Origin of the sequence: Actinomadura sp. WMMB 499 (assembly GCF_008824145.1) — a bacterium.
In the GTDB taxonomy this organism is placed as follows: domain Bacteria; phylum Actinomycetota; class Actinomycetes; order Streptosporangiales; family Streptosporangiaceae; genus Spirillospora.
The window spans coordinates 2,509,567-2,534,743 of record NZ_CP044407.1 but is presented as its reverse complement, the minus strand read 5'-3'; the positions used below and the strand labels follow the sequence as shown (position 1 = coordinate 2,534,743).

10 protein-coding genes are annotated in these 25,177 nt (G+C 74.5%); all 10 read left to right on the top strand.

Annotated elements, in window-relative coordinates; translation table 11 throughout:
- The first annotated feature begins 208 nt into the window (after positions 1 to 208).
- The 10 genes from F7P10_RS10865 (at position 209) to F7P10_RS10820 (ending at position 25,133) form a co-directional block, all read left to right on the top strand.
- On the top strand, positions 209 to 979 hold the full coding sequence (locus tag F7P10_RS10865; RefSeq protein WP_151009234.1) for a transposase family protein: 771 nt from the start codon (positions 209 to 211) through the stop codon (positions 977 to 979).
- Positions 980 to 1,441: 462 nt separating this feature from the next.
- Positions 1,442 to 1,807, top strand: coding sequence for a WXG100 family type VII secretion target (locus F7P10_RS10860; RefSeq protein ID WP_151009233.1), 366 nt, complete (start codon positions 1,442 to 1,444; stop codon positions 1,805 to 1,807).
- Between the two features lie 61 nt (positions 1,808 to 1,868).
- Complete coding sequence (locus F7P10_RS10855; RefSeq protein WP_151009232.1) at positions 1,869 to 2,183, top strand: WXG100 family type VII secretion target; 315 nt, start codon at positions 1,869 to 1,871, stop codon at positions 2,181 to 2,183.
- Positions 2,184 to 2,219: 36 nt separating this feature from the next.
- Positions 2,220 to 3,566, top strand: coding sequence for a type VII secretion integral membrane protein EccD (eccD, locus tag F7P10_RS10850; RefSeq protein ID WP_151009231.1), 1,347 nt, complete (start codon positions 2,220 to 2,222; stop codon positions 3,564 to 3,566).
- 4 nt (positions 3,567 to 3,570) lie between these two features.
- Entirely contained in the window at positions 3,571 to 6,333 is a 2,763-nt protein-coding gene (locus tag F7P10_RS10845) for a right-handed parallel beta-helix repeat-containing protein (RefSeq protein ID WP_218040458.1), read from the top strand.
- A 46-nt stretch (positions 6,334 to 6,379) separates the two neighbouring features.
- Positions 6,380 to 7,015, top strand: a complete 636-nt coding sequence (locus F7P10_RS10840) for a hypothetical protein (RefSeq protein ID WP_151009230.1) — start codon at positions 6,380 to 6,382, stop codon at positions 7,013 to 7,015.
- Between the two features lie 16 nt (positions 7,016 to 7,031).
- Complete coding sequence (locus F7P10_RS10835) at positions 7,032 to 7,337, top strand: WXG100 family type VII secretion target (RefSeq protein WP_151009229.1); 306 nt, start codon at positions 7,032 to 7,034, stop codon at positions 7,335 to 7,337.
- Positions 7,338 to 7,401: 64 nt separating this feature from the next.
- A complete protein-coding gene (locus F7P10_RS10830) occupies positions 7,402 to 7,875 on the top strand; it encodes a WXG100 family type VII secretion target (protein ID WP_151009228.1) in 474 nt (157 codons plus the stop codon).
- 231 nt (positions 7,876 to 8,106) lie between these two features.
- On the top strand, positions 8,107 to 12,120 hold the full coding sequence (eccCa, locus tag F7P10_RS10825; protein WP_218040457.1) for a type VII secretion protein EccCa: 4,014 nt from the start codon (positions 8,107 to 8,109) through the stop codon (positions 12,118 to 12,120).
- Positions 12,102 to 25,133 (top strand): hypothetical protein, encoded by a 13,032-nt coding sequence (locus F7P10_RS10820; RefSeq protein ID WP_151009226.1) that lies wholly within the window; start codon positions 12,102 to 12,104, stop codon positions 25,131 to 25,133. Before eccCa ends, F7P10_RS10820 begins: the two co-directional genes overlap by 19 nt.
- The last annotated feature ends 44 nt before the right edge of the window (positions 25,134 to 25,177 follow it).

The window sequence follows — 25,177 nt, the reverse complement described above, 5'->3', positions numbered from 1 at the left end:
GGGGGGTGGGCCGGACAGGAGGCGCGACGGGCGGGGAGCCGCGCGGCGACCCGTCCGTTCACATTTCAACAATGAGCCTTTTTCAGCAGCGGCAGGGGAGCGCTGATCACAGCATGATCGCGGGCGGCGTGGTGGCCCTTGGAAGATGAAGAACCCCTGGTAGGACGGGTGATCTCTCACAAACGCCCGATCCGACCAGAGGTTCCGCATGCTTTTCTACCGTGCTTCGCTGCCGTTGTCGCGTCCGACGCTGGAGTACGTGACCGGTGTGGTCCGCCGTCACCGCAGGCAGGTGGACAGCAAGGGCCGGGCGCTGGTGCCGGGGATGCAGGCGCTGATGACGCTGGTGTACCTGAAGAAGGGCGAGACGTTCGCGCAGTTGGGCGCCGGTTTCGGGGTCGGCACCGCCACCGCGTGGCGGTATGTGAACGAGACGGTCATGCTGCTGTCGGCTCGCGCTCCCAAGCTGGAGCGGGCGCTGGCCCGGGCACGACGGGACGGGGTGCCCTTCCTGGTGCTGGACGGCACGCTGATCCCCATCGACCGGGTGCGGGCCGACCGGCCGTTCTACTCGGGCAAGCACAAACGGCATGGCATGAACTTGCAGGTCATCGCGGCACCGGACGGGACGATCGTGTGGGTGTCGGGACCGTTGCGCGGCGCGGTCCACGACATCAAGGCCGCCCGAATCTGGGGCATCGTCCGGCACCTGGCCGCCTGCGGGATCCCGGTGCTGGCCGACAAGGCCTACGTCGGAGCCGGCCCGCACATCCATGTCCCGGTCAAGGGCAAGGACCTGCCCGACCATCTCAAGCAGGCCAACCAGGCCCTGGGGCGGCTCCGCGGACCCGGAGAACGGGCGAACGCACAGCTCAAGAGCTGGAAGATCCTCACCCGCCTACGCTGCTGCCCCTTCATGGCCGGTCATCTGGCCAAAGCTGTCCACGTCCTCCACAACCGCGAGCACCGGCCGTACTGAAAAAGGCTCAATAAGAACGCGGCCAGTCGACGGCGGCGTCAACCGGATCGAGTGATCATCTTGACGCGATGTGAACAGTCGGAGAACTGTCCATTTCGCGCGCCGAATCATGCCTTGATGCTGACTTTCATTCCTTTATGTCTAGTTTTCTGTCCGCCCCATGGACGTCGCGGCGGCGGTCTGGGTGACGAAATGCCCCGCAAGCTGGGCTTTGGCGAAATAGGCGATTTCTACCGATACAGCTCGGTAGTCGTCACATGGGACTCTGGGCGCTGCGCGGACCGATCACCCCCGCCACCGAGCCCGCGCGCCGCCGGGTCCACCGCCGGACCCGCCGCCGGAGGGCCGGACGCGGAGCACCGGCGGCCGTGCGCGGAGGACCGGCGCACGCGCCGGGCACTCCAGACCCGAAGCTTCCGACCGGTTCGATCCCGGAAATTCGATCCCGGAAAGGCGACCGCCATGGCAGACCCGTCCGTGACCGTGGGCGGCGTGACCTACAGGGTCACCCCCGAATACCTGGCCAGTGCCGCGACGGACACCACCAACACCGCCGCCCGGATCTCCGAGGAACTGGCCCAGATCAAGACGTACGTCTACAGCCTCGAGGCGAGCTGGGGCGGCATGGCGCACGACCGCTTCGTCGCGCTGATGGCCGAGTACGACATCCTCGCCAAGATGCTGAACGACGCGCTCACCGGCATCGCGAGCGGCCTGCAAGGCAACTACGTCAACTACAAGGAATCCGAGCAGCAGAACCTCACCAACCTGAACAACATCGAGGCGGGCATGCCGGGCGGCCCCGGCGCCGTCGCGAACCTGACCTGAGCGCGGCCTCCGCCCCCGGAACACCCGACCTTCGAACACGACCACCTGGGAGGTACCCGCCATGGCCAACGTCGACGGCACGCAGATCTACGTCGGTGAGGGGCTCGGCGCCGCCGGCGGCTGGCTGAACGGCCGCGCCGCCGAGATCGAGGGCCAGCTGCACACGCTGCTGGCCAAGCTCGCCCCGCTGGAGGCGGCGTGGACGCAGAGCCAGGCCGCGACCTACTACCAGGACATGCAGCTCCAGTGGAACATCGCCGCCGAGGGGCTGTTCGGCCCGGAGGGCGTGCTCGGCCAGATCGCGCACGCGATGAACGTCAACTGGGGCAACTACGCCGACGCCGAGTGGGCGAACGTCCGCAGCTGGCAGCACTGAGGCACCGCGTGGGAGCGGGGAAGCGAGGAGCCTTCGGTGGCCGATGAGCGGTGCCGGATCACGGTCGTGGGCGAGCGGCGGCGGGTGGACATCGCCGTTCCCGCGCACGCTCCGATCACCGAGTACGCGACCATGCTCGCCGACATGTGCGGCCAGGACGAGTCGGACGCGATGCCGCCCGCGTGGTCGCTGGCCCCCGCCGGGCGGCCGCCCTTCGAACCGGGCGCGTCGCTCGGCACGGCGGGCGTCGTGGACGGCGAGACGCTGTACCTGCGCAACGTCCTGGACGGCGAGTTCGACGGCCCGGTCGTCTCCGACATCGAGGAGGAGATCGCCGCGCTGGAGGACGACGTCGTCATGTGGAACGCGCGGTCCCGCGCGTACACGACCGTCGTCCTCGGCCTGGTCGTCCTCGCGGGCGCGGCCGTCGCGCTCGCGGCGGGCGGCGGGGCCGCCGGGGCGGTCGCGGCCGGAGTGCCGCTGTTCGCCACCGGACTCGCCGCCCCGCTCCTCGCCTGGAGCGCGGCCCGCAAGCACTGGCCCGTCCCGGCGGCGGTGCGGACGGCGCTGGCCGCGGCGGCGTGCCCGCTGCTGACCGGCGCGGTGCTCGCCCTGCCGCTGTCCGGACTCGGGGCCCGGCTCGCCGCGGCGCTGGCCGCCGCCCTGATCGGCGCGCTCGCCGCGTACCTCGCGGCCCCCTCGGCGCCCACGATGGTGCTGCTGGCCGGGTGCGGGCTCGCGCTGCTGCTCGCCGTCCCGCTCGTGCTGGTGCGGGCGAACCCGACGGAGGCCGCGGCCGCCGTCGCCGTGGTCGTCTTCCACGTCCTGGCCGTCCTGCCCAGGCTGGCCTCCCAGGTCGCGACCCTGCCGCCGGGCACGACCGAGATGGACGACGTCGCCGGCACCGTCCGCCGCGTGCAGCGGCTGCTCGTCCTGCTGAACACCGCGTGCTGCCTGGCGATCATCGTGTGCCTGGCCGTGCTGAGCGTCTCGGACGGCTGGTTCGCGCTCGGCCTGACGCTCTGCCTCGGCGTCGCGCTGCTGTGCCGGGCGAGCAGCTCCCGGCTGACGGCGGTCGTCGCGGCGCTGCTGCTGTGCGGCCTCGCCGGGCTGGGCGCCCTCCTGCTGCGCGTCCCGTACCGGCTCTCCGGCCTCGACCTGCCGGGCTGGTCCGGGCCGCTGGCGCTCACGATCGTCGGCGTCATCGTGCTGTGGGCGGGCCTCGTGATGTGCTTCCGCAGCTCGCTGCAGCAGGTCGACTTCGGGGAGCGGTGGCGCTGGCCGGGATCGTTCGCCGCCCTCCTCGGCGCCGTTAGCGTGCCGCTCGCCGCGGGCGTCTTCGGCGTGCTCCAGGCCCTGCTGGACGCCGGCCGGGGGCTGTGACGCGATGCTGATGAAGAAGTCGTCGCGGGAGCGGGTCGCCCCCGGCTGGGGCGCCCACGACACGATCGCCGCCGCGGTGCGCGCCGCCGCCGCGGGCGCGACCGTGTCGGTGCATCCCGGGGAGTACCGGGAGAGCATCGTCCTGAACAGGGACGTCACCCTGCTGGCGGAGAAGGGCCCCGGCACGGTGCGGATCGTGTCGCCGCGCGGCCCCGCGCTCACCGTGCACGGCGGCGCCGCCGCCGTCCGCGACCTCACCGTGGCGGGCGCCGCCCCCGGCGAGCCCGCGATCCTGCTGCGCGGCGGGACGCCCGACCTGCGCGGCTGCGAGGTCACCGGGGGCCGCGTCGAGGTGACCGGCGACGCCGTCGCCGCGCTGGCCGGCTGCACGGTCGTCGGTGCCGACGGCGCGTCCGTCCGGCTGACCGGGACGAGCCGGACCGTGCTGGAGGACCTCACCGTCCGGATCGCCGGCGGCGACGGCGTCGTCGCCGACGACGACGCCCGCGCCGACTGCACCGGCGCCCTCATCGACGGCGCCGCGGGCCGGGGCGTGCACGTCGCCGGGAACGCCCGCGCCCGGTTCACCCGCTGCGAGGTGCGCGGCACCCGCGCCGCCGCCGTCCACGCCGAGGGCGGGGCGGGGCTCGTGCTGAGCGAATGCCGGCTGCACGACGCGGACGCGCACGGCGTGCGGCTCGGCGGGACCGCCGGGCGGCGTACGTCCGCCCCGGCCGCCGAACCCGGCGCCGCGCCCGGCGCGTCCGGGGCGCGGGCGGAGGGACGGCGGGACGCGGCGACCGCCGAGGAGCCGCGCACGTCCAGCCCGCACGGCGTGCTGCTGCGCCGCTGCGAGATCGCCCGCACCGGCGCGTCCGGCGTGCTCGCCGAGGACGAGGCGGCCGCCCTCCTGGACGACTGCCACGTCCACGACACGTCCCGGGCCGCGATCTTCGCGACCGGGCGCAGCGAGCTGGAACTGGACGGCGTGCGCGCCGTCGACATCGACGGCAGCGCCCTCGCCGCCGCCGAGGACGCCGTGCTGCGCGCCCGCGGCGGCACGTTCGCCCGCACCGCCGCGAACGGGCTGTACGCGACCGGGCGCGCCGACGTGACGCTCGCCGACTGCGACGTCCAGGACACCGCGTACACGGCCGTCCACCTCGCCGACGGTGCGCGCGCGACGCTGACGGACTGCCGGATCCGGGACACCCCCGAGTACGGGATCCGGGTGTGCGAGCGCGCCGACCTGGCGGCGGACGGCACGCGGGTGCGGGACGCGCGGCTGGCCGGGGTCCTCGTGGAGGGCGGCGACGCGGTCCTGCGCGACTGCGGGATCGAGCACGTCCGCAACGGGATCGCCCTGCGCACGACGCACCGCCCGCTGGTGTCCGGCTGCGAGGTCGGCGACGTCGCGGAGGTCGGCGTCGAGGTCGGCCCGGGCGGCGGCGCCGTCCTGGAGGACCTCCAGGTCCGGCGCACCGGCTCGACGGGAATCTTCCTGGACGCCGGCAGCACCGTGCGGATCGACGGATGCACCGTCCACGACGTCGAGGGCACCGGGCTGTTCGCGGGGGCGCGGGCCCGGCCGCGCGTCCGGGACCTGACCGTCGAACGTCCCGCCCGCAACGGCGTGTTCGTCGCCGAGGGCGCGGCCGGGATTCTCGAGGACTGCCGGATCCGCGACGCCGGATACCCGGCGATCTACGTCGAGGCGGGCGCGGCGCCCGTCCTGCGCCGCTGCGCGGTCGAGGGCGGCGACCACGACCTGGTCGTCTGCGACGGCGCCGAACCGGTCGTGGAGGACTGCAGGTCGGAGGGGGTGCGCGACGGCGTGCTGCCGGAGGGCCGCGTCCCCGCCGCCGGGACCGCGACGGCCGTCCCCGGCGCGCGGAGCGGTTCCCGGACCGGCGCGGACGCCGACGGCGACGGGGACGCGACGCCCGAGGAGCGGCTCGCGGAGCTGCGCGCCGAACTCGACCGGCTGGTCGGCCTCGACCGCGTCAAGCACGACATCGTCGGGCTCACCAAGCTGATGCAGATGGTGAAGGTGCGCCAGGAGGCGGGCCTCCCGCCGCCGCCGCTGAGCCGCCACCTGGTCTTCGCCGGGAACCCGGGCACCGGCAAGACGACGGTCGCGCGGCTGTACGGCGGGTTCCTGCACGCGCTCGGCCTGCTGGAGCGCGGCCATCTCGTCGAGACCGACCGCGGCGACCTGGTCGGCGAGTACGTCGGGCACACCGCGCCCAAGACCCAGGCGGCGTTCCGCCGCGCGCTCGGCGGCGTGCTGTTCATCGACGAGGCGTACGCGCTCGTCCCGCGGGCGCAGCCCACCGACTTCGGCCAGGAGGCGATCTCGACCCTGGTGAAGCTGATGGAGGACCACCGCGACGACGTCGTGGTGATCGTCGCCGGATACCCCGAGGAGATGGCGCGCTTCCTCGCCTCCAACGCCGGGCTGGGCTCGCGCTTCACCCGCACCTTGACGTTCGAGGACTACGGGTCGGGCGAGCTGGTGCGGATCGTGCAGCACCACGCCGACCGGCACCGGTACGAGTGCCCGGCGGAGACCGTCGAGTCCCTCCACCGGTTCTTCGACGAACTCCCCAGAGGCAGGCAGTTCGGCAACGGCCGCACGGCACGGCAGGTCTTCCAGCTGATGACCGAGCGGCACGCGCAGCGCATCGCCGACGACCTGGCCACGGCCGACCCCGGAGACCTGACGACGCTGCTGCCCGCGGACCTCCCGGAAACGGACGCCCTGTGAGCGGCCGCCACGCGAGAACGGCCGCCGCGAACGAGGAGGAGGACAAGTGACCGAACCGATCACCTCTGAATACGACGACGACCCGATCGAGGTCGACACCGAGGCCACGGAGGGGGACGAGAACGCCGAACCGCCCCCGCCACCGGACCTGGGGAATACCGACTCCCCGGATCTGACGGTCTGGGAGACCCGTCCGTCCTTCGACGACCCTCCGAAGGACATCGGCGAGGACGCGGGCAGCGAGCCGCCGGAGGCGTCGCCCGCCGCCGAGGCCTTCTCGATCGACCTCGACAGCGTGGCCACCCAGCTCGAGGCGATGCTCTCCACCTCCCGGAATCTCGTGACCCAGTACGAGACGCTCCGGAGCAGCGTCCTGGCCAACCAGGACACCATCTTCGGTCAGCAGTCGGTGGAAGAGGACAACGGGACCTTCGACTTCTCGACCGGCATGTACTGGGGCCCCGACGACGACGAGGGCGACCCGAGCGTCTGGCAGGAGACCGCGCAGCAGTTCGCGGCACAGATGAACCCGGCGCAGCAGAAGGCGCTGCAGCACATCGGCGGCGTGCTGGAACGCGTGGGCGAGTACATCGCGCTCGCGAACCACTCGGGCCAGGTCTACGCCGAGGCCGACCGGAACTCGAAGTTCCCGCCGCCGCCGGGCAACACGGTCACGGGCTGAAGGGAGGAGCCTCGCCATGGCAGAGGACATTCCGGGCGAATTCAGGATCGACCTGGGGGTGCTCCGGACGGCCATCACGAACGTCACCGCCGAGCAGACCGCCATCTCCGGCGATCTGGACGAGATCGGGCTCAAGATGAAGGGCCTGTCGAGCGACTGGAACAGCCCCGCCTTCGGGACGTTCGAGGAGGTCCGCACCTGGTTCGACAAGGCGTCCGCGGACGTCCTCGACCTGCTCGGCGACCTCATCATCCGGCTGGAGACGTCGTACGGCAACTACGCCGCGGCCGAGAGCGGCAACGTCGGCAACCTCACGACCTGATCCGGCACGACTGAGCCGGCACGACCTGCGCCGGTACTACCTGAGCTGAAGGGAGGTGCCCACGGTGGCCGACTCCGGGACGACGGACTACGACTCCGTAGAGAAGGTCGCGGTCGGGCCGACGGGGCTCCAGAACACGGCGAAGCGGCTCCTCGCGCTCGCCCAGGAGATCGCGGACAGCCTCGGCCGGGTCCAGACGACCCTGAACGGGCTCACCGCCGACGGGTGGAACGGCTTCGGCCGGCAGGAGGCCGAGGACTTCAACCGGCGGTGGCTCGCGGTGATGAAGGAGCTGTTCGGCACCGAGGCCGATCCGAGTACCGGCGTGCTGAACGCCATCGCGAGCGGCGTCGGCGTCGCCGGCGAGAACTACGGCAAGGCCGAGTCCGGACTGGCGGACATCTGGTCGAAGTTCGCCTCCAGCCTCCCGACCGCCGAGGAACTCGCGAACGGGGACGGGACGGACGAGGAGCCGAGCGACGAGAAGCCCAAGGACGTCCTCGACACCAACAAGACCGCCATCACGGCCGACTACTGACGCGGGCGGCGCGCGGGACGACCAGGCCGCCCGCGCGCCCGCTCCCCGCCCGCTCCCCGCCCGCGTGCCCCGCGCGCGCCCCCGTCCCCGCAGACATCCCTTAGGCAGCCGAAACCGATGAGCAGGATCGCCTTTCACCGCCCCGCCCGGATGGCGCCGCCACCCGTGCCGGAGGACAAGCTCAGCATCGCGGCACCGCCGCAGATGCAGCCGCAGAACACCATGTCGAGCATGGTCATGCTGCTCCTCCCGCTGCTGACCAGCGTCAGCATGGCCGCGTACCTGGTCTCCACCGGGCGCCGCTGGATGATCATCCTCGGGGTCGTGTTCGTGGTGTCGGCCGTGGGCCTGACGTTCGGCGTCCACATGCAGTCGCGCGGCCGGAACCGGCGGACCCGCGAGCGGCACCGCGAGCGCTACCTGGAGTACCTCGCGGACCTGCGCGGGCAGGCGCGCGACGTCGCCCGCGTGCAGCGGTTCGCCGCCGCCTGGATCCATCCGAGCCCGGAACGGCTCTGGGCCGTCGCCGAGCGCCGCCGCCGCGTGTGGGAGCGCCGTCCCGGGGACCCCGACCACCTCCGCGTCCGGATCGGCACGGGGAACGGGCCGCTGGCCCTGACCATGACGACGAACCGGCGCTCCGACCCCGCGGTGGAGTACGACCCGCGGTCGCTGCACGCGGCGGAGGAACTCGTCCGGTCGCAGGGGACGGTCGAGGGCCAGCCCGCGTGGATCGACCTCGGCCGCGCCGGGGTGGTGAGCCTGCTCGGCCCGCCCGCGCAGACCGAGGCCGCCGCCGCCGCGCTGCTGTGCCAGGTCGCCGTCCTGCACGCGCCGGACGACGTCCAGCTCGCCGTCGTGACGGCCGGCGACCCGGCGTGGGAGTGGGCGAAGTGGCTGCCGCACACCTTCGAGCCGGACGCCCGCGACCGGGGCATCGAGGTGGTCCCGCTGGTCGCCGAGCGCCTCGACGGACTCGCCGACCATGTGGAGGCCGAGCTGGACCGGGCCGTCGCGGCCCGCGCCGCGCGCGGCACCCGGCTCATCTCCATGACCGCCGAGGAGCCGCCCGAGCGGCGCCTCGTGATGGTCCTGAACGGCTACGACCCGCGGACCGTGTGGGCGCAGTCGCCGCTCGTCGTCCGGCTGATCGCCGAGGCGGGCGCGCAGCTCGGCATCACGGTCGTGTGCGTCGTCACCGAGGAGGCGCACGAGCCGGAGCGGGTGGACGTCCGGGTCCGGCTGGACGCGCGCGGCCGCGCGACCCTCGAGGGCCCGCACATCGGGCTGCGCGCCGACGTCAAGGACGTCACGGTGGACCGGCCGTCCCCGGCGCTGCGCTCCCGCATCGCCCGGGCGCTCGCGCCGCTGCGGCTGTCGGGCGAGCAGGACCAGGTGCTGGCCCAGTCGGTGTCGCTGCCGGGCATGCTCGGCATCGGCGACCTGGCCGCACTCGACCCGAGCAGCGTCTGGCGGGCGCCGGACGACGAGGAGATGCTGCAGGTCCCCGTCGGCGTGTCCGGCGACGGGGAGGCGCTCGTCCTCGACCTGAAGGAGTCGGCGCAGGGCGGGATCGGGCCGCACGGCCTGGTCGTCGGCGCGACCGGCTCCGGCAAGAGCGAGCTGCTGCGCACGCTCGTCACCGGGCTCGCCACGACGCACTCGCCGGAGCACCTCGGGTTCGTCCTGATTGACTTCAAGGGCGGCGCGACGTTCGCCGGGCTCACCGGCCTCCCGCACGTCGCGGGCCTGATCACGAACCTGAGCGACGAGCACGCGCTCGTCGAGCGGGTGCGGGCCGCGCTCGCGGGCGAGCAGCAGCGCCGGCAGAAGCTGCTGCGCCGCGCCGGGAACGTCGACTCCATCCGCGACTACCAGCTCAAGCAGCTCGCGGGCGGGACCGACGTGGACGGCGCCCCGCTGCCGCCGCTGCCCTACCTGATGATCGTCGTCGACGAGTTCGGGGAGCTGCTGTCCCAGCAGTCCGACTTCATCGACCTGTTCGTGCAGATCGGCCGGGTCGGCCGCTCCCTCGGCATGCACCTGCTGCTCGCCACCCAGCGGCTGGAGGAGGGACGCCTGCGCGGCCTGGAGTCGCACCTGTCCTACCGCATCGCGCTGCGCACGTTCAGCGCCGCCGAGAGCCGCGCCGTGCTCGGGACGCCCGACGCGTACCGGCTGCCGTCCATCCCCGGCTCCGCCTACCTGAAGGTCGACGAGTCGGTCTTCGAGCGGTTCCGCGTCGCGCACGTGTCCCGGCTGCACGAGACCGACGCGCCGGAGGAGCCCGGCGCGGAGCCCGTCCGTCCCGTCCCGTACACGCTGCGGACGCCGCCGGTCGCCGAGGAGCCCGCGCCGCGTCCCGCCCGCGCCCCGCGGCCCGAGACCGGCACGACCGAACTCGACCTCGTCGTGGAGAAGCTCGCGGCGAGCAGCGCCCCCACCCACCAGGTGTGGCTTCCGCCGCTGCCCGCCGCCTACCCCCTCGACCCGCTGCTCGCGCCCGCCGAACCCGTCGAGGGGCGCGGCCTGCAGAGCCAGGTGTGGCCGAACCCGGGGAAGCTGTCGTTCCCCGTCGCCGTCGCGGACCTGCCCGCCCGGCAGGAGCAGCGCCCGCTCGTCCTGGACCTCGCCGGGCTCCACGGCCACCTCGTCCTCGTGGGCGCGCCGCAGAGCGGCAAGAGCACCTTCCTGCGCACGATGCTGCTCAGCGCGATGCTCACCCACACCCCGGACGAGCTCCAGTTCTACTGCATCGACCACGGCGGCGGCGGGCTGCTGCCCTTCGCCGACGCCCCGCACGTCTCGGGCGTCGCGTCCCGCCGCGACCCCGAACGCGTCCGGCGCGTCCTCACCGAGGTGACCCGGCTGGTGGACGTGCGCGAGCGCGTGTTCGCGGAGCTGGGCGTGCAGGCCGCCGACTTCCGCCGCATGCGCGACGCGGGAGCGCTCCCCGCCGGGGTCCGCGCCGCCGACGTCGTCCTCGTCATCGACAACTGGGGCGCGCTGCGCGGCGAACTGGAGGACGCGTCCGCGATCGTCACCGACATCACCACCCGGGGTCTCGGCGTCGGTGTGCACGTCGTGCTGACCGCGGGACGCTGGGCCGAGCTCCGGCCCGCGCTCCGCGACAGCATCCCCGGCCGCCTCGAACTGAACCTGAACGATCCCGCCGAATCGGAGATCAACCGCAAGGAGACCCGCCGGATCGGCCGCACCCGGCCCGGCCGCGGGCTGATGCCGCCCGGCATCCCCATGCACGTCCCCCTCCCGCGGCTCGACGCGTCCGACGGCGTCGACGACCTCACCGACGCCCAGCAGCGGCTCATCACCGAGATCGCCGCCGCCTGGGCGGGCCCGGCCGCACCCCCGCTGAAGGTCCTGCCGCAGCACGTCACCGTCACCGAACTCGCCGAGATGGCGGGCACCGAGGTCCACGACCCGTGGGAGGGCGGCGGCCGGGACCTCACCGGCACCGAGATCCCGATCGGGCTGTCCCAGCGCGACCTGCGGCCGGTCGGGCTGGACCTCACCGCCGGGCAGCCGCACTTCCTCGTCTTCGGCGACGCCGCCTCCGGGAAGACCTCGTTCCTGCGGGCCTGGATGCGCGGCGCCGCCCGCCGGCACTCGCCGTGGGACGTCCGCTTCATCGTCGTCGACTACCGCCGCAGCCTCCTCGACGCCGTGCCCGAACCGTACATCGGCGCCCACGCGGGCAATCCCGAGCTGGCCGAGACGTTCATCGACCAGGTCGTCGCGAAGCTCCGCGAACGCATGCCGCCTCCGGGCCTGGACTCCCGCCGGCTCCGCGACCGCGACTGGTGGGAGGGCCCCGAGTTCTACCTCGTCGTCGACGACTACGAACTCGTCGCCGACGGCCCCGGCCGCGGCCCCCTCGCACCCCTCGCCGGGTTCGTCGGCCAGGGCGTCGAACTCGGCTTCCACATCGTCCTCGCCCGCCGCGTCGGCGGCGCGTCCCGCTCCCTGATGGCCGACCCGCTGCTCGGCCGGCTCCGGGAGTTCGGCTCCGACGGGCTGATCCTGTCCGGCGACCCCCGCGAGGGGGCGCTGCTCGGCGACCAGCGTGCCGCGCAGCGGATACCGGGACGGGGCGTGCTGCTGCGCCGCAGAACCGACCCGGAACTGATCCACGCCGCGTTCGACGAGGAGACCGAGACCTTGACGTACGAGTCCCGGCCCCCCGAGACCCCCGAAGGGGTGGGCGCATGGCCGAGTACGAAGTAGGCGGCGACGGGAACGCCCCGGGCAGCTACACCTGGGAGGACTTCACCGAGGCCCTCGACCTCGACGCCATGACCGAGCTGGCCAACCAGTGGATCCTCCTCGGCGACGCCCTGCACGACGGCGACACGAGCTTCGCCGCCGACGTCGCGGCCTTCGCCTGGACCGGCCAGGCCGGGCACACGGCGGAGACCACCTGGGGCAACAACATGACCCCGATGATCCACAACGCCGCGGACGCGGCGTGGACCGTCGGGCAGAGCATCCACGCCTACGTCGAGGGCATCAAGAACCAGGCCGAGAAGATGGCCGAGGAGGCCAACAAGCAGTACTTCACGATGATCTTCAGCTTCCTGCTGAACGTCGTGCTGCTGCCGCTCGGCATCGCGGCCTCCTTCATCGGCCTCGTCGCCCGCCTCATCGGCACCATCGTCAACGTCATCACCCAGATCGGCGCACGGATGGGCTGGCTGGCGGCGACCGCCGCCGAGTTCGCCCTCGGCGCCGTCGTCGGCGGCGTCACGACCCTCGGCATCGACATGGCCGCCCTCGGCCTCGGCACCGCCGCCGCGGGCGCCGACTGGCACGTCGACTGGGGCCACGAGGCCGTCAACATCGGCGTCGGCGCCGCCTTCGGCGGCATCCTCGGCGGCGCGCACGGCTGGGCGAGCAACCACAACAAGGTGCCGATCGTCATCCCGCCGCCCCGCTGGGGCCGGGGCGGCGGCAACGCCCCGGGATACAGCGCCCCGGGCGGCTCCGGCGGCTTCGGCGGCGGAGGCGGCGGCCACCGGCTCGGCGGCGGCGACAGACCCGCCCCCGTGCGGCCCGACCGGACCCCGCTCGACATCACCGGCGGCAAGGGCGGCCCGCCCGCCGTCCGTCCCCCGGCGAAGTCCGCCCCCGACGGCGTCACGACCGTCCCGGACAAGTCCGCACCGGTGAACAAGACCGGCCCGGCCGACGCGCCCGTGTCGGCCCCGGTCCAGCGCGGCGGCGGAGGGCGGGACACCCCGGTCGGGCCCCCGCCGGTCCGCCGGACGTCCGACCCGTCCGACACCCCCGTGGCGGTGCCGAACCGGCGCCCGCCCGGACGCGCCCCGGTACCGGACCCCGGTGACCGGGTGAGCCCCGGCGGCGGCCGGAACTCCCCGACGGACGCGCCCGACCGCCTGCCCGCGCCCCCCGGCCGGGGCGGCCCGCAGGACGGCGTCGCCCTGAACGCGCCGAAGGAGGTGCCGGGCCCGCCGCCCGGCCGGGGCGGCGCCCGCGACCCGATCAGCACGAGCAGCCCGGAACCGACTCCGCTGCCGGTCCGTCCGGACAGGTCCGGATCGGGTGACGACGGCGTGCAGATCACGACGAGGCCGGACACCCCGGACCCGTCCCGTCCCAACCCGGTCCCCGCGAAGCTCGACCCGGACCCGACACCCCCGGGCCGTGGAGGCTCGCAGGACGGCGTCGTCGTGAAGACGTCGAACGAGGTGTCGGCCCCGCCCCCCGGCCGGAACGGCTCGCAGGACCCGATCTCCAGCAGCAGCCCGGAGCCGACCCCGCTTCCGGGCCGTCCGGGGAAGGCCGGATCGGACGGCGGGAGCCTCCCGGTCTCGGTGAAGACCGACGAGCCCGCGCCGTCGTCCCGTCCGGTGTCGCCGGAGCCCACGCCGACGCGTGCCCCGTCGCCGGTGCGCCCCGACCCGACCCCGAGCTCGGACACCCCGGTCGCCGTCCGTCCGGGCGGCCGGGACGAACCCGACCCCCAGGGCACGCCGCCCCCCGGCCGCGGCGGCGAGGGCCGGGGCGGTTTCGAGGTCCACCTCGACATCCGCCGCCCGGTCGACCCCGTCCCGGAGTCCCCCTTCGCCGGCCCCGGCCGCACGCTGGGCGACGTCCCGGTGGCCGGACGGCCCGGGGGCGACGCGCCCGCGTCGAGCAGGCCCCACGCGAACCCGGGCGACCGCGGGGACCAGCCGTCCGCTCCGCCACGGCCCGGCTCCCAGACCGACCGGATCACGCTGGACTTCCTCCCGGCGAAGTCCGGCGGCGCACCGCAGTCGTCGCCCGGGAACGGGACGCCCGGCAGGCCGGGCGGCGGCGAGGCCCCCAAGGTCACGGTGCAGGTCGAGAAGGCGGGCGGCGAGCCGCCCGCGCCGCCGGCCCGGTCACCCTTCGACGAACCCGGCCGGACGCTCGACGGCGGCACCGTGCCCGCCCGCGGCGACCAGACCGTGCCCATCCGCAACGTGCCGAAGGACGGGAACGGGCAGGTCAACGTCTGGATCGAAGGCCAGGAGATCCGGGTGCCCCGGGGCGGCCTGGGCAACGACAGGTACGTCGTGCACCCGGGCGTCGGCAAGTTCACCATCGTGGACGGCGACATCCGCATCTCGATCACGACGGACCGGCCGAACTCCACGGCGAGCCCCAAGGGCGACGGGGCGTCCCCCTTCGAGAACCCGGGACGCCGCGTCGGCGACGGCAAGCCGGTGCCACCGGCGGAGCAGCCGACGACGTCGCGGCCCGCGGGGAACGAGCCCCCGCCGCCCACGCGCGTCGAGTACGGCCAGCCGGTCACCTTCACGTTCGGCGACCGCGACGGCGCCGCGCCCACCGGCGCGCGGCCGTTCTCCGGCGAGGGCAAGCCGGTCGGCGGGCCGAAGCCCCCCGCGCGCGGGACACCGGGCGAGAACGCGGGCCAGGCCGCCCACGACCGCACGGGAGCGGGCGGCGACGGCCCGCTGAAGTCACCGCCCGCGGGCAAGCAGGACGGGACGTCGTCCGGTCCGGCCACGACCGAGAAGCCGAGGGCCGACGGCGGCACGAACACGGTCCTGACGAAGAAGAGCGGCGGTCCGCACTCATCCCCGCCGTCCGAGAGCGGCTCGTCGTCCGGCCGGGGCGGCGGCACCGGCCACCGCCCCGGCGGGAGCACGGTCGAGGTGGGGCCGGTCCAGCACCGGACCCCGCTTCCGGAGGACGGTGCGCCGCTCATCCGGCTCGACGTCGGCGTCCAGGAGCCGACCCCCGGTTTCGCCCGTCCGATCAACCGCGGCGGTTCCGGCGGCCCCGGCGAGTCGGCGTTCACCGGCGACGGCCGCACCCTCGGCGGCCCGGACAGGTCCGCCGCACCGCCGCCGCGGGAGGGCACGCCACCCGGCTCGTCCGGCAAGGGCGGCACGCCCGGCAAGGGCGGCGGCCAGCCCCCGGCCACGTCGCAGGGCGGCGACGAGAGCGGCGCGACGCCCGGGAAGGGCGGCGCGACGCCCGGGAAGGAGGGATCGGCGCCTGCACAGGGCGGTTCGACGTCTGCGCAGGGCGGTTCGGCGCCTGCGAAGGACGGCGGTTCGACGTCTGCGCAGGGTGGCTCGGCGCCTGCGAAGGACGGCGGCCCGGCGCCCGCGAAGGGCGGTTCGGTGCCCGCGAAGGACGGCGGTTCGACGTCTGGGCAGGGTGGCTCGGCGCCCGAGAAGGGTGGTTCGTCCCCGGTGAGGGACGGTTCGGAGTCGTCGGGGAGCGGTTCGCGGGAGCCGTCACCGGCGCGTCCGTCTTCGTCCTCGTCTTCGTCCTCGTCTTCGTCCTCGGGGGGATCGTCGTCCGGGGACTCGAGTACGTCTTCGATGTCGTCGCCGCCGTCCTCGGCGGCGTCTGTTGCCGAGCCTTCTGCGGGGGGCCCGCACGGTGCCGGCGCCGACACGCCGGTCGTCCACGGACCGTCCGTCCAGGATTCGCCGACCGGGCAGAGTCGTCCGGTGGTGCAGGACGAGCCGGTCGGTGCGCCGCCGCCTCGGTGGTCGGACGGGGGCGGGTTCGAGGTGCAGGTGGACATCCGCCGCCCCGCGTCGCCGCCCGCGCAGTCGTCCTTCACCGGCACCGGACACCGGGTCGGTGATGGGGAGACGTCCGGACGGCCCGTGGACGGGACCGGCGGCGTGCAGGCACCCGACACCCGGACCACGCAGCTCACGCTGGACTTCGTCCCGGCCGAACCGGACGTCACGTCCCCGCAACCGCCGTCCGAGGCACCTCCCAACGCGGGCATCACGGGCGTCACCGTCCAGGTTCAGGAGGCGCACCTTCCGCAGCCGCCCGCGAGGCCGTTCGAGGGGCCCGGGCGGACGCTGGACGGGGGAGTCGTGCCCGCCCGCCCCGAGCCGACCGTCCCGATCCAGGGGCTGCCGCTGGACCTGCCCGGACGGACCCACGTCTGGCACGACGGCCAGGTCGTCCAGGTGGGGCCGGGCGGACTGGAGGACGGCACGTTCATCGTCCATCCGGGGGTGCGGAACTTCGAGCTGACGGACGGCACTGTCCGGGTGTCGGTCGGGGTGCAGCGGACGACCGACGATCCCGCCGCGCATGCCGGGGACGGTCACCGGTCGCCCTTCGAGGGCCCCGGGCGCCGCATGGGCGATGGAGAACAGGCCGGCCTGGTGACGCCGGGCCCGCTGCCGCCGCGCGACCTGCCGGACGCCCCCGCCTCTCCGCCGCCGGAACCCGCCCGCGTCGAGTACGGCCAGCCCGTGACGTTCGCCTTCGGCGACGAGGCGACGGACCCCACGCCCCCGGCGACGGTGTCGGTGGGCGGCCGTCCGGTCGGCGGGGTGGAGCCCCCCGCCCGCGCGACACCGGCCGACCGGGCGGGGGCGGGGGGCCAGGGACCGTCGGAGTCCCCGCCCGAGCGGCGGCCGGACCGGACGTCGTCGAGTCCGGCCACGCAGAAGCCGGGACGCGGCGGCGACACCGCCGCGCCGAAGGGAGCAGGTTCCTCGACCCCGGCGCCCAGTGGACAGACGGGCGGCGGAGCCGCCGGCCACCGTCCCGGCGGGAGCACGGTGGAACTCCAGCCGGTTCAGCAGCGGACTCCGCCGCCGCGTTCCGGGCGGCCGACCATCCGGGTGGACGTCGGCCTTCCCGAGCCGACTCCCGCCATCGCCCGTCCGATCAACCGCGACCAGCCGGGGGAGTCGGCGTTCACCGGCCAGGGCCGCACGATCGGCGACTCGCACAAGCCCGCACCCCAGGGCACCGGCACGACGGGCAAGGCACCGTCGACGAGGCCGAAGGCCCCGGCGTCGTCCACAACCCCCGCATCGCCGGGTTCGTCGTCGGAGCCGAAGGAGCCCGCGTCGTCCACGACCACCCCCGCGCCCGCGTCGCCAGGGTCCTCCACGACGCCGAAGGCACCGGCGTCCGCGGGTTCGTCCACGACGCCCAAGGCTCCCGCGTCGGAGGAGGCGCCCGCGCCGCCGCAGTCGACCACAGGGCAGACGCCCCCCACACCGCCGAAGGCGCCCGGGCAGAGTTCGGCGGGCGGCACCGCGATGCCCACGACCGGACGGCCCGCGGAGGGTGCGCCGCCCGCCTCCACGGAACGGAACGAGACGCCCGGCAGCGGTCGGCGGCCGTTGGATCCGGCTCGCGAGGCCGCCCTTCACCGTGACCTGACGGCGCAGGCCGCGGAGGCGGCGAAGGATCGGCGGCTCGCTCTCTGGGCGGCTTACGACCAGGCGCAGGACGATCACGCGGCCGGAATCGAATCCTCGAGCACCGGCGCCCGGGTCGACGATCTCGCCGCACGCGTGCAGATCGCCGCCTTCGAGGAGGATGTCGCCAAGGCCGAGGCCGAAGCCGCTGCCGCCGCTGCGGCCGGAATCCCGCCCGTGCAGCCGCCGCCTCCCGACGATCCCGCCGTGTGGCTGGCCGGTGACTTCGATCCCCGGGCCGGGACGCTGGTGATGGACGACGGACGGCCGCGTGACGCCGCGGACACGCGCCGGTGGATCGGCCGCAACACCGCCTACGAGCCGGGAGACCCGGTCAACCTGGTCATTCCGGGCGCCGCGTCGAACCCTCGAGCGATCGCATCCTTTGCCGAGGACCTGGCCACCGGCCTTGGCGGACCGGTGACGATCGTCACCGACCCGGCGACGGGCGCGGGGGCCACGATCCGGCCGCGCCCCGAGCCGCCCCAGGCCGAACCCCCGCCCGCGCCGCCGGAACGTCCCGCATCGCCGACCGTCCCGGAGTCCGCCCCGGTCGTCGAGCCCCTGCAGGGACCGGCGCCGCCGTCGGGTCCGGATGCGTCGCCGGGGCGTGCGGCGCCGCCGTCGGCCTCGGAGGGGGCGCCGCCGCAGGCCGCGTCGCCGGAGCCGTCCGGGGGGCCACGGGGTACGACGCCGACGGACCCGGCCGCTCCCGCGCCGGGCACCGCCCCGTCGCCCCTCCCCACGCGGACGGGAGGCGGAGGGCACGGGTCGCGGTTCACGCCGCGCCCGCCGGCCACGACGGAGCATCCGCAGGCCGCCACACCGGAACTCGCCGGCTATTTCCGGCAGCAGGAGGACGCGGACGCGGCGTGGCAGGCGTGGGCCGGTTACATGGCGGATCTCGAGGCCGCCCTCGTGGCGCAGGCGTCCGGCACGGGCGGCCCCTACATCGACGCCGAAGTGAACGCCCTCGTGGACACGGTGGCCGAGGCCGAGATCGACGCCCGGATGGCGGACATCAGGGCCGCCATCGCGGCGGAGGATGCCACGGAGGCGCAGATTCGGCGCCATGGGCCCGGCCACACCGTCGCCGGTCCGGGCACGCATGCACCGCAGCGGCGTCCGGGCACGCCCCCGGCGGAGGCGCCTCCGAACGGCGGCGTCCTCGTCGTCCACGGCGAGCTGGACGCCGGCGCCGGGACGCTGACCGTGGACGGCCGTCCGCTCGACCTGGACGAGACGGTCACGTGGATCACCGGGAACCCGGCGTACTCGCCCGGGATGCCGGTGTCGCTGGTGACGCCGGGGGCGGGGACGCTGTCGGCCGAGGAGGAGCCGTCCTTCGTCGACGACCTCGCCGCGCTGCTCGGCGCGGACGTGCTGGTCGTCGATCCGGTGACCGGCGAGGGCGTTCTGCACGTGCCGCCCGCCCCACCGGAATCCGACCCGGTCGATCCCGCCTCGGTGCCGTTGCCTCCGTCGGTGGTGTCGTCGGGGCGTGGGCCGGAGTCGGTGCCGTTGCCTCCGTCGGTGGCTTCGTCGGTGCCCGAGCGGGTGGAGACGCCGCCGCGGGTGGCGACGCCGCCCGCGGGGGATCCGCCGGTGGAGGCCCCGCCGGCGCGGCGGCCACCGTGGTACGTCGACGTCAACGCGATGGGCGAGGCGACGATCGAAGGGGTCGACCGGTGGACCCCGGGGGAGATCCGGGACTGGACCGGCCAGATCGGGAACGCGGTCGGACGGCACCGGGACAGCCCGCGGCTGGACGCCGGCATCCGGAACCTCGTGGGCGGCGTGCTCGCCAACGAGGCGACCACCGAGGCGGACATCGCGAAATGGCAGGACCTCCTACAGAACGGGCGGACGGCCGTCGTGGACGGCCACCTCGTCTGGGTCCGTCCGGTCCTGCAGGACGCGAGCCTGGGGACGCAGCCGACCGGCAACATACGCAAGTTCAAGGTCTCCTTCGCCTCGATGATGTCCGGCGGCAAGACGGGCGGTGACACCACGCACGGGATCGACGGGCTGCTCCTGACGTTCTTCGGTGTCGGCACGGGTGCGGCGGCGACGCTGATCTCCGGGCTTCCGGCGTTCACCGCGAGCTCGTCGACGAAGGCCGAGCACACGGGCGATCGGGCGCTCATCGCGGGCCGCAAGCTCTTCGTCGCGAACAACACCCGGTTCGACGCCGGGATGGCCGTCAAGGTGTTCGTGGACGGCGTGGAGCGGCCGAACGACGTGCGGTTGCCGCAGCGGTTCGCCGTCGACTTCCCCGAGCCCCTGACCTCCGCGAACGAGCCACGTCCGCTCGGCGCGACCGCGGCGCCCCCGGCGGCGGGCGGGGGCGTGCAGCGGCCGTCGCCGGCGACCGAGGTGATCAACGCGGTCAACACCATTCCCGCCGTGGCCGACCTGCAGCGGCAACTGCTGGCGGCGGGGCTGCCGGCCGCCGCGGTCAAGGAGGTGATGGACGAGATCGGGGGGCACCTCAGCGAGAAGTCGGTGCGCAACCGGAGCCGGCTGGTGCTCAGCAACGGGGTGCCGACCGCGAAGGTGTCGATGGCGGCGGGGCCGGTCAGGCGGTTCAACGGGCATTTCGCGATCAGTGCGCAGGTCGAGAGCCTGCAGTACATCGGCGACACGACGATGGCGGTCCGCGAGGACTCCGGCGGCGGTGTGACGTCCAAGCCGACGAAGGAGGGCAAGAGCAAGGCGTCCGTCGGCTATGCCGTCACCTACTACGGCAACAACGAGCAGGACGCCCACCCCGACGCGCATCACCCGGCGGACGGCGACCGGGGCCTGTTCCGCGGCGGCCTGTCGGTGCCGTTCTCCCGGTCGGCCGGGCACGGGCTCGCCGAGCAGGCGCTCGGCCACACGGTGCTGAACCGCGGCGGCGAGCAGTCCAGGTACCGGGTCGGGCTGCGCGTCAACGTCGACACGCACTCGACATCGCACAACGTCCCGCCGACCAGCGTGGTCGTCGAGGCGGAGGTCAGTGTCCCGCGGGCCGAGGCCGCCGGGTTCGAGGAGAACCTGACCGGCGCCGTGCAGACGCCGAGCCTGCGCCCCGGGGCGGCGGGGGCGGGCGCGGGCGGGGCGGGGCCGCGGGTGCCGGGCCTGCGGGTGCCGGTGCTGGCGCGGCCGCAGGGCGCGATGCCGTCCGAGGCGGCGTACCGGCGGCCGCCCGTGCTCGACCGGCCGGTCGCCGTCGATCCGGCCCATCACGAGCCGTTGCCGCTGGCGGCGCGGCGGGGCATCGGGTTCGGCATGCAGAGCCTGCTGCCGGGGGCCGAGCTCGTCCACCAGCAGATACGCGCCGTCATGGCGAACCGGCACGGGGAGCTGTCGGGCGGGCGTCCGGCCGACTGGGCGCAGGCCGACCTCGACCTGTCCACCTGGTTCAGCCGTCCCGCGCTCGAAGCCGACCTGCCCGCGGTCATGGCCGGGATCGACCGCACCGTCACGCTGGGCGGGCGCCGGTACAACGTCTCCGTGCGGGGGTTCGTCGGGGAACGGATCGGCGGCGACGGCTACGAGATGACCGTCAACGGGCGGGCGATGATGGCGGCCGGGAGCTCCGGGCACCGCAACACCGAGGTCGGCGTGCAGGTGAGCGGGGGCGGCGGCGTCCGGCTGGGACGGCTCCCGTACATGCGGTTCATCCTCGGCGCCTGGAGCTTCCAGGGCGAGTACGCGTACGCGGTGAAGAACGAGTTCGGCGGGACGGCGAAGTCGTACCGGCGCACCGAGACCACCGGGATGGTGGACGAGCACAACTACAACATCGTCTACGAGATCACCGTGCGCCCGGAGGGCGAGCGGGCCACGACGTGGTGGATCGACCGGCCCGGGGACGTCACGGGACGGGTCGTCGTCCCGCAGGAGCACCGGCCCGCGCGGCCGTACACCCCTCAAGAGCTGGAGAACGCGGGCGACGCGGTGACCGTCCCACGGTTGCCGAGTCGCGAGACCGTCAACTTCACGGGGGCGGGGACATCGGGCGTGTACCCGGCGTTCACGGTGATATCGGAACTGCCGCGCACGGCCGCCGAGATGTACGCGCGGGCCAACGACCTACCGCGAAGCTGGGTCGACGACCGTGCGAACTGGCCGCCCGCCATCAGGGACATGACGCGGCCGGACCGGCTCGCGGCGTTCTTCTCCAGCGTGGCCGGGAGCACCGGCCGGACCGAGTCCCTGCCGCCGACCCGGGACGGGCGCAAGCAGGCGTTCACGATCAAGGTGCACGCGCAGCGGCCCCGGCACGCGGGTGCGAGCGAGACGGAGATCGAGCAGTACGCGCAGGGGCAGCGGACCCACAAGCACGGCACCGAGCACAAGGTGAAGGGGACGCACACGTTCACCGCCGGTCCGCAGTTCATGCTCGGGTCGGAGGCGGACGGGCATGCGAGCGCCCCGGAGGGGGCGCCGTCCGGTGGGGAGCACCACGGGCCCGGCGGCCGGGTCCAGTTGGTGGTCGGGAGCAACGTCTCCGCCGAGCGCAAGACGGAGACGGCCGACCTGCACGGGAACATCGACATCACGCGCGCGACCTACGGCGGGACCGCGCACACGTTCCGGACCGACCCCGTTTTCGAGATCACGCTGCACCGGTGGAAGGGGAGCAGGCGGGACCGGCAGACCCGGTTCGTGCAGGTGACGGACGGGATGCAGATGATGGTCCCGCAACGGCGGATGCACGACCTGGGGCTGAGTGCGCCCGGCGTGGCCCCGCCCGAGCCGGCGGCGCCGACGCGGCACGTCCCGCCGGGCATGATCGCGGGCTCGTCCTATCCGGAGACCTTGAACGCCGGGGGGCTCGTGCCGCACATCATGGGCTGGCTCCGGGAGCAGGGCGTCGTCCGCGGTTACTTCCCGGGCGGTAACCGTCCGAACATGATCACGCGGGAGATCGAGGCGGCGTTCTCGCCGGAGGCGCTGCGCAACCAGCACGGCGCGCTGCTCGGCTCCGGCGTCCAGCGCTGGATCCCCATCCCGCAGCCGTTCGGCGGGACGCGGTACGTGTGGATCAGGGTGTCGGCGGATCTCGGCGCCGCGACCGGCCAGTTGCCGCGGCCCGAGGTGAAGCTGACGCTGCGCGGCGAGGGGCAGACGGAGCACCACCGGTCCGTCGGCACGGCGTTCAAGTACGGCGGGGCGTTCGAGATCCGCGGACGCGGCGACGGATACGGGTCCGACGGCGTCCACCGGCACGGCGGCCTGGAGATCAAGGGCGAGGCGGCCGGGGAGGCGACCCAGGGCAAGGAGGTGCACGACCGCAAGCTCGACATCCACCGGGCCGGCACCCGGGAGGGCTCCATCGAGTTCCACCACCCCCTGCGGTTCCAGGTCGAGATGGGCATCAGCACGGAGCCGCCCGAACTGCTGAACGTGCCCGTGCGCGCCATCCGGGAGGCCGTCATCGGCGCCGGACGGCTGCTGGGCGGCAACGACCCCCGCGCCGGGGACCGGTGGTACACGCGACGTCCGTTCATCTCGCACACGGTCATCGAGGCCGACGCCCCCAACGCGGTGACGGGCGACATCCGGCTGCTCGTCCCCGGGCACGTCGCGACGCTGGACGCCCCCGCCGCCGCCCCGGCACCCGCGTTCGGCGGCACCCCCCGGTGGACGCCCGGCCGTCCGGCGACCGGACGGGTCGGCCCGGCGGAGCGGGCTCTCGCCGAGAACCTGCACCCGTGGGGCGTCCCGTTCGCCTCCGCCGTCGAGCGCTGGGCCGCACTGCCCGCGTCCCCCTACCGGCGCCCGACCGGCCCCGCACTCGCGGAGCCCGGGGCGTGGCACGTCCCCGGCCTGGACTTCACCACCGTCGCCGGGCAGCGGTACATGCACTTCACGAGCCCCGAGCTCATCCGTCCGTACATCGGGGACCTGCTGCACAACCGGTACACGATCCCCGTCGGTTCGCGGAACGTCACCGCCGGCATCGAGATCACCGCCGCGCGTCCCGTCGGCCCGGCCCGGGACCCCCAGTTCAAGGGACGGGTGTACGCGCAGGAGAGCCAGGCCGACAAGGCCAAGTCGGGCCACTCCCGGGACTTCAAGCTCGTGGTCGGCCCCGAGGGCGGGGGCGAGGCCGGAGAAGCGACGACGCAGGGGATCGGCGGCTACGAGTACGGCCGCGACCGGGCCGGGGAGACCGACGGCGAACTCGGCATGACCGACGAGGCCAACCAGGAGGCCACCCGCAACTACCGGCACTTCGTGTTCGACGTCGACGTCATCCTGCACGGCCCCCGGGGCACGCTCCGCGTCCCGGTACCGAACGGGCTGTACGGGATGCTTCCGCTGGAGGCGGCGCCGGGCGGCGGCCAGCGGCCGGCGGGCGACCTGGAGACCCGCCTCCCGCACGTCTTCCGCCCGCCCGCCCCGCCGACCAGGATGCCCCCGCTCCCGCCGGCCCCACCCGTTCCGCCGGGTGTGAGGCCCGCGGTGACGTCGTTGCCGTCGACCGGCGTGCCTCCGGCTCCGCCGGTTGTGACGCCCGAGCCGCCGACGCGGACGCCCCCGGCGCCGCCGTCCTCGGCGCCCGCGGTGGTGCCGGAGCCGTCGACCGGCGTGCGCCCGGCGCCGCCGTCCTCGGCTTCGCCCGCGGTGGCGGGTGCCAGGGCCGGTGGGATGGGCGGGGCGCAGGAGGCGGCGGTCGCGGGCATGGGGCTGAACATCGTCCACGTGCCCCCGACGAGGGACGCCCTCATCCACGCGTTGACGAACGTCGCCGCGGCGGAGATGACCGCGATCGGCGGGACGCGGCCCGCCACGCCGCGGGAGTTTCGCGATCACACGGCCGACGAGCTGACGAACGACCTGGAGCGGCCGACGTCCGAGCGGCGCTTCTGGCCGACGATCGAGGAGCGGCTCGGCGGCACCTGGTCGGACGGCGACCGGGCCATGGCGATCGAGATGGTCGGGTCTCCGCTGGGAACGGGTGGGGAGAACGTGGCGCTCGCCGTGGCCGCGCCCGTCCTGGGATTGCGCATCACGGTGGTGCAGCCGGACGGGACGTCGGTCGTGTTCGGGTCGGCGTCCGGACGGCCCGTCGTGCTGGTGCGGCTTCCCGAAGCGGGGCCGTTCACCGGGACGTGGGCGGCGACCGAGCCCGTCGCGCCACCGGACCCCGCGTCGACCGTGCCGCCGGATCCCGCCTCGACCGTGCCGCCGGACCCGGCGCCGGTCGTGTCGCTGTCCACGGGGCCGGTCGTGTCGCCGTCCACGGCGCCGACCGCGGCTCTGGGGGCCAGGCCGCTGGTGTCGCGTCCTCCGTCGGAGCCGTCCGAAGGGGAGGTCTCCCCGATCGGGGTCTCGGCGGAGGACATACCGCTGCGCCCCCTGTCGTCGCCCGCGTCCGCGTCGTCGCCCCCTGGGGCGCGGCAGGCCAATCTCGGGGTCGATCCCTTCGCCGGGCGGGCCGGGAACGCCGAGCATGCGGGCAGGCAACCGCATCCGCGTCTCAACGTCGATCCCCAGGGCGATCCCGTTCCGGGAGATCGGGGCGGCCCCGATTGACAGTCCGAACCAGCCGTCCGACCGATTCGACCAGCGAGGAAGCA

Coding starts and splice junctions, on each gene's coding strand:
- F7P10_RS10865 (WP_151009234.1), top strand. CDS start 209: ATGCTTTTCTACCGTGCTTCGCTGCCGTTGTCGCGTCCGACGCTGGAG.
- F7P10_RS10860 (WP_151009233.1), top strand. CDS start 1,442: ATGGCAGACCCGTCCGTGACCGTGGGCGGCGTGACCTACAGGGTCACC.
- F7P10_RS10855 (WP_151009232.1), top strand. CDS start 1,869: ATGGCCAACGTCGACGGCACGCAGATCTACGTCGGTGAGGGGCTCGGC.
- F7P10_RS10845 (WP_218040458.1), top strand. CDS start 3,571: ATGCTGATGAAGAAGTCGTCGCGGGAGCGGGTCGCCCCCGGCTGGGGC.
- F7P10_RS10835 (WP_151009229.1), top strand. CDS start 7,032: ATGGCAGAGGACATTCCGGGCGAATTCAGGATCGACCTGGGGGTGCTC.
- eccCa (WP_218040457.1), top strand. CDS start 8,107: ATGGTCATGCTGCTCCTCCCGCTGCTGACCAGCGTCAGCATGGCCGCG.
- F7P10_RS10820 (WP_151009226.1), top strand. CDS start 12,102: ATGGCCGAGTACGAAGTAGGCGGCGACGGGAACGCCCCGGGCAGCTAC.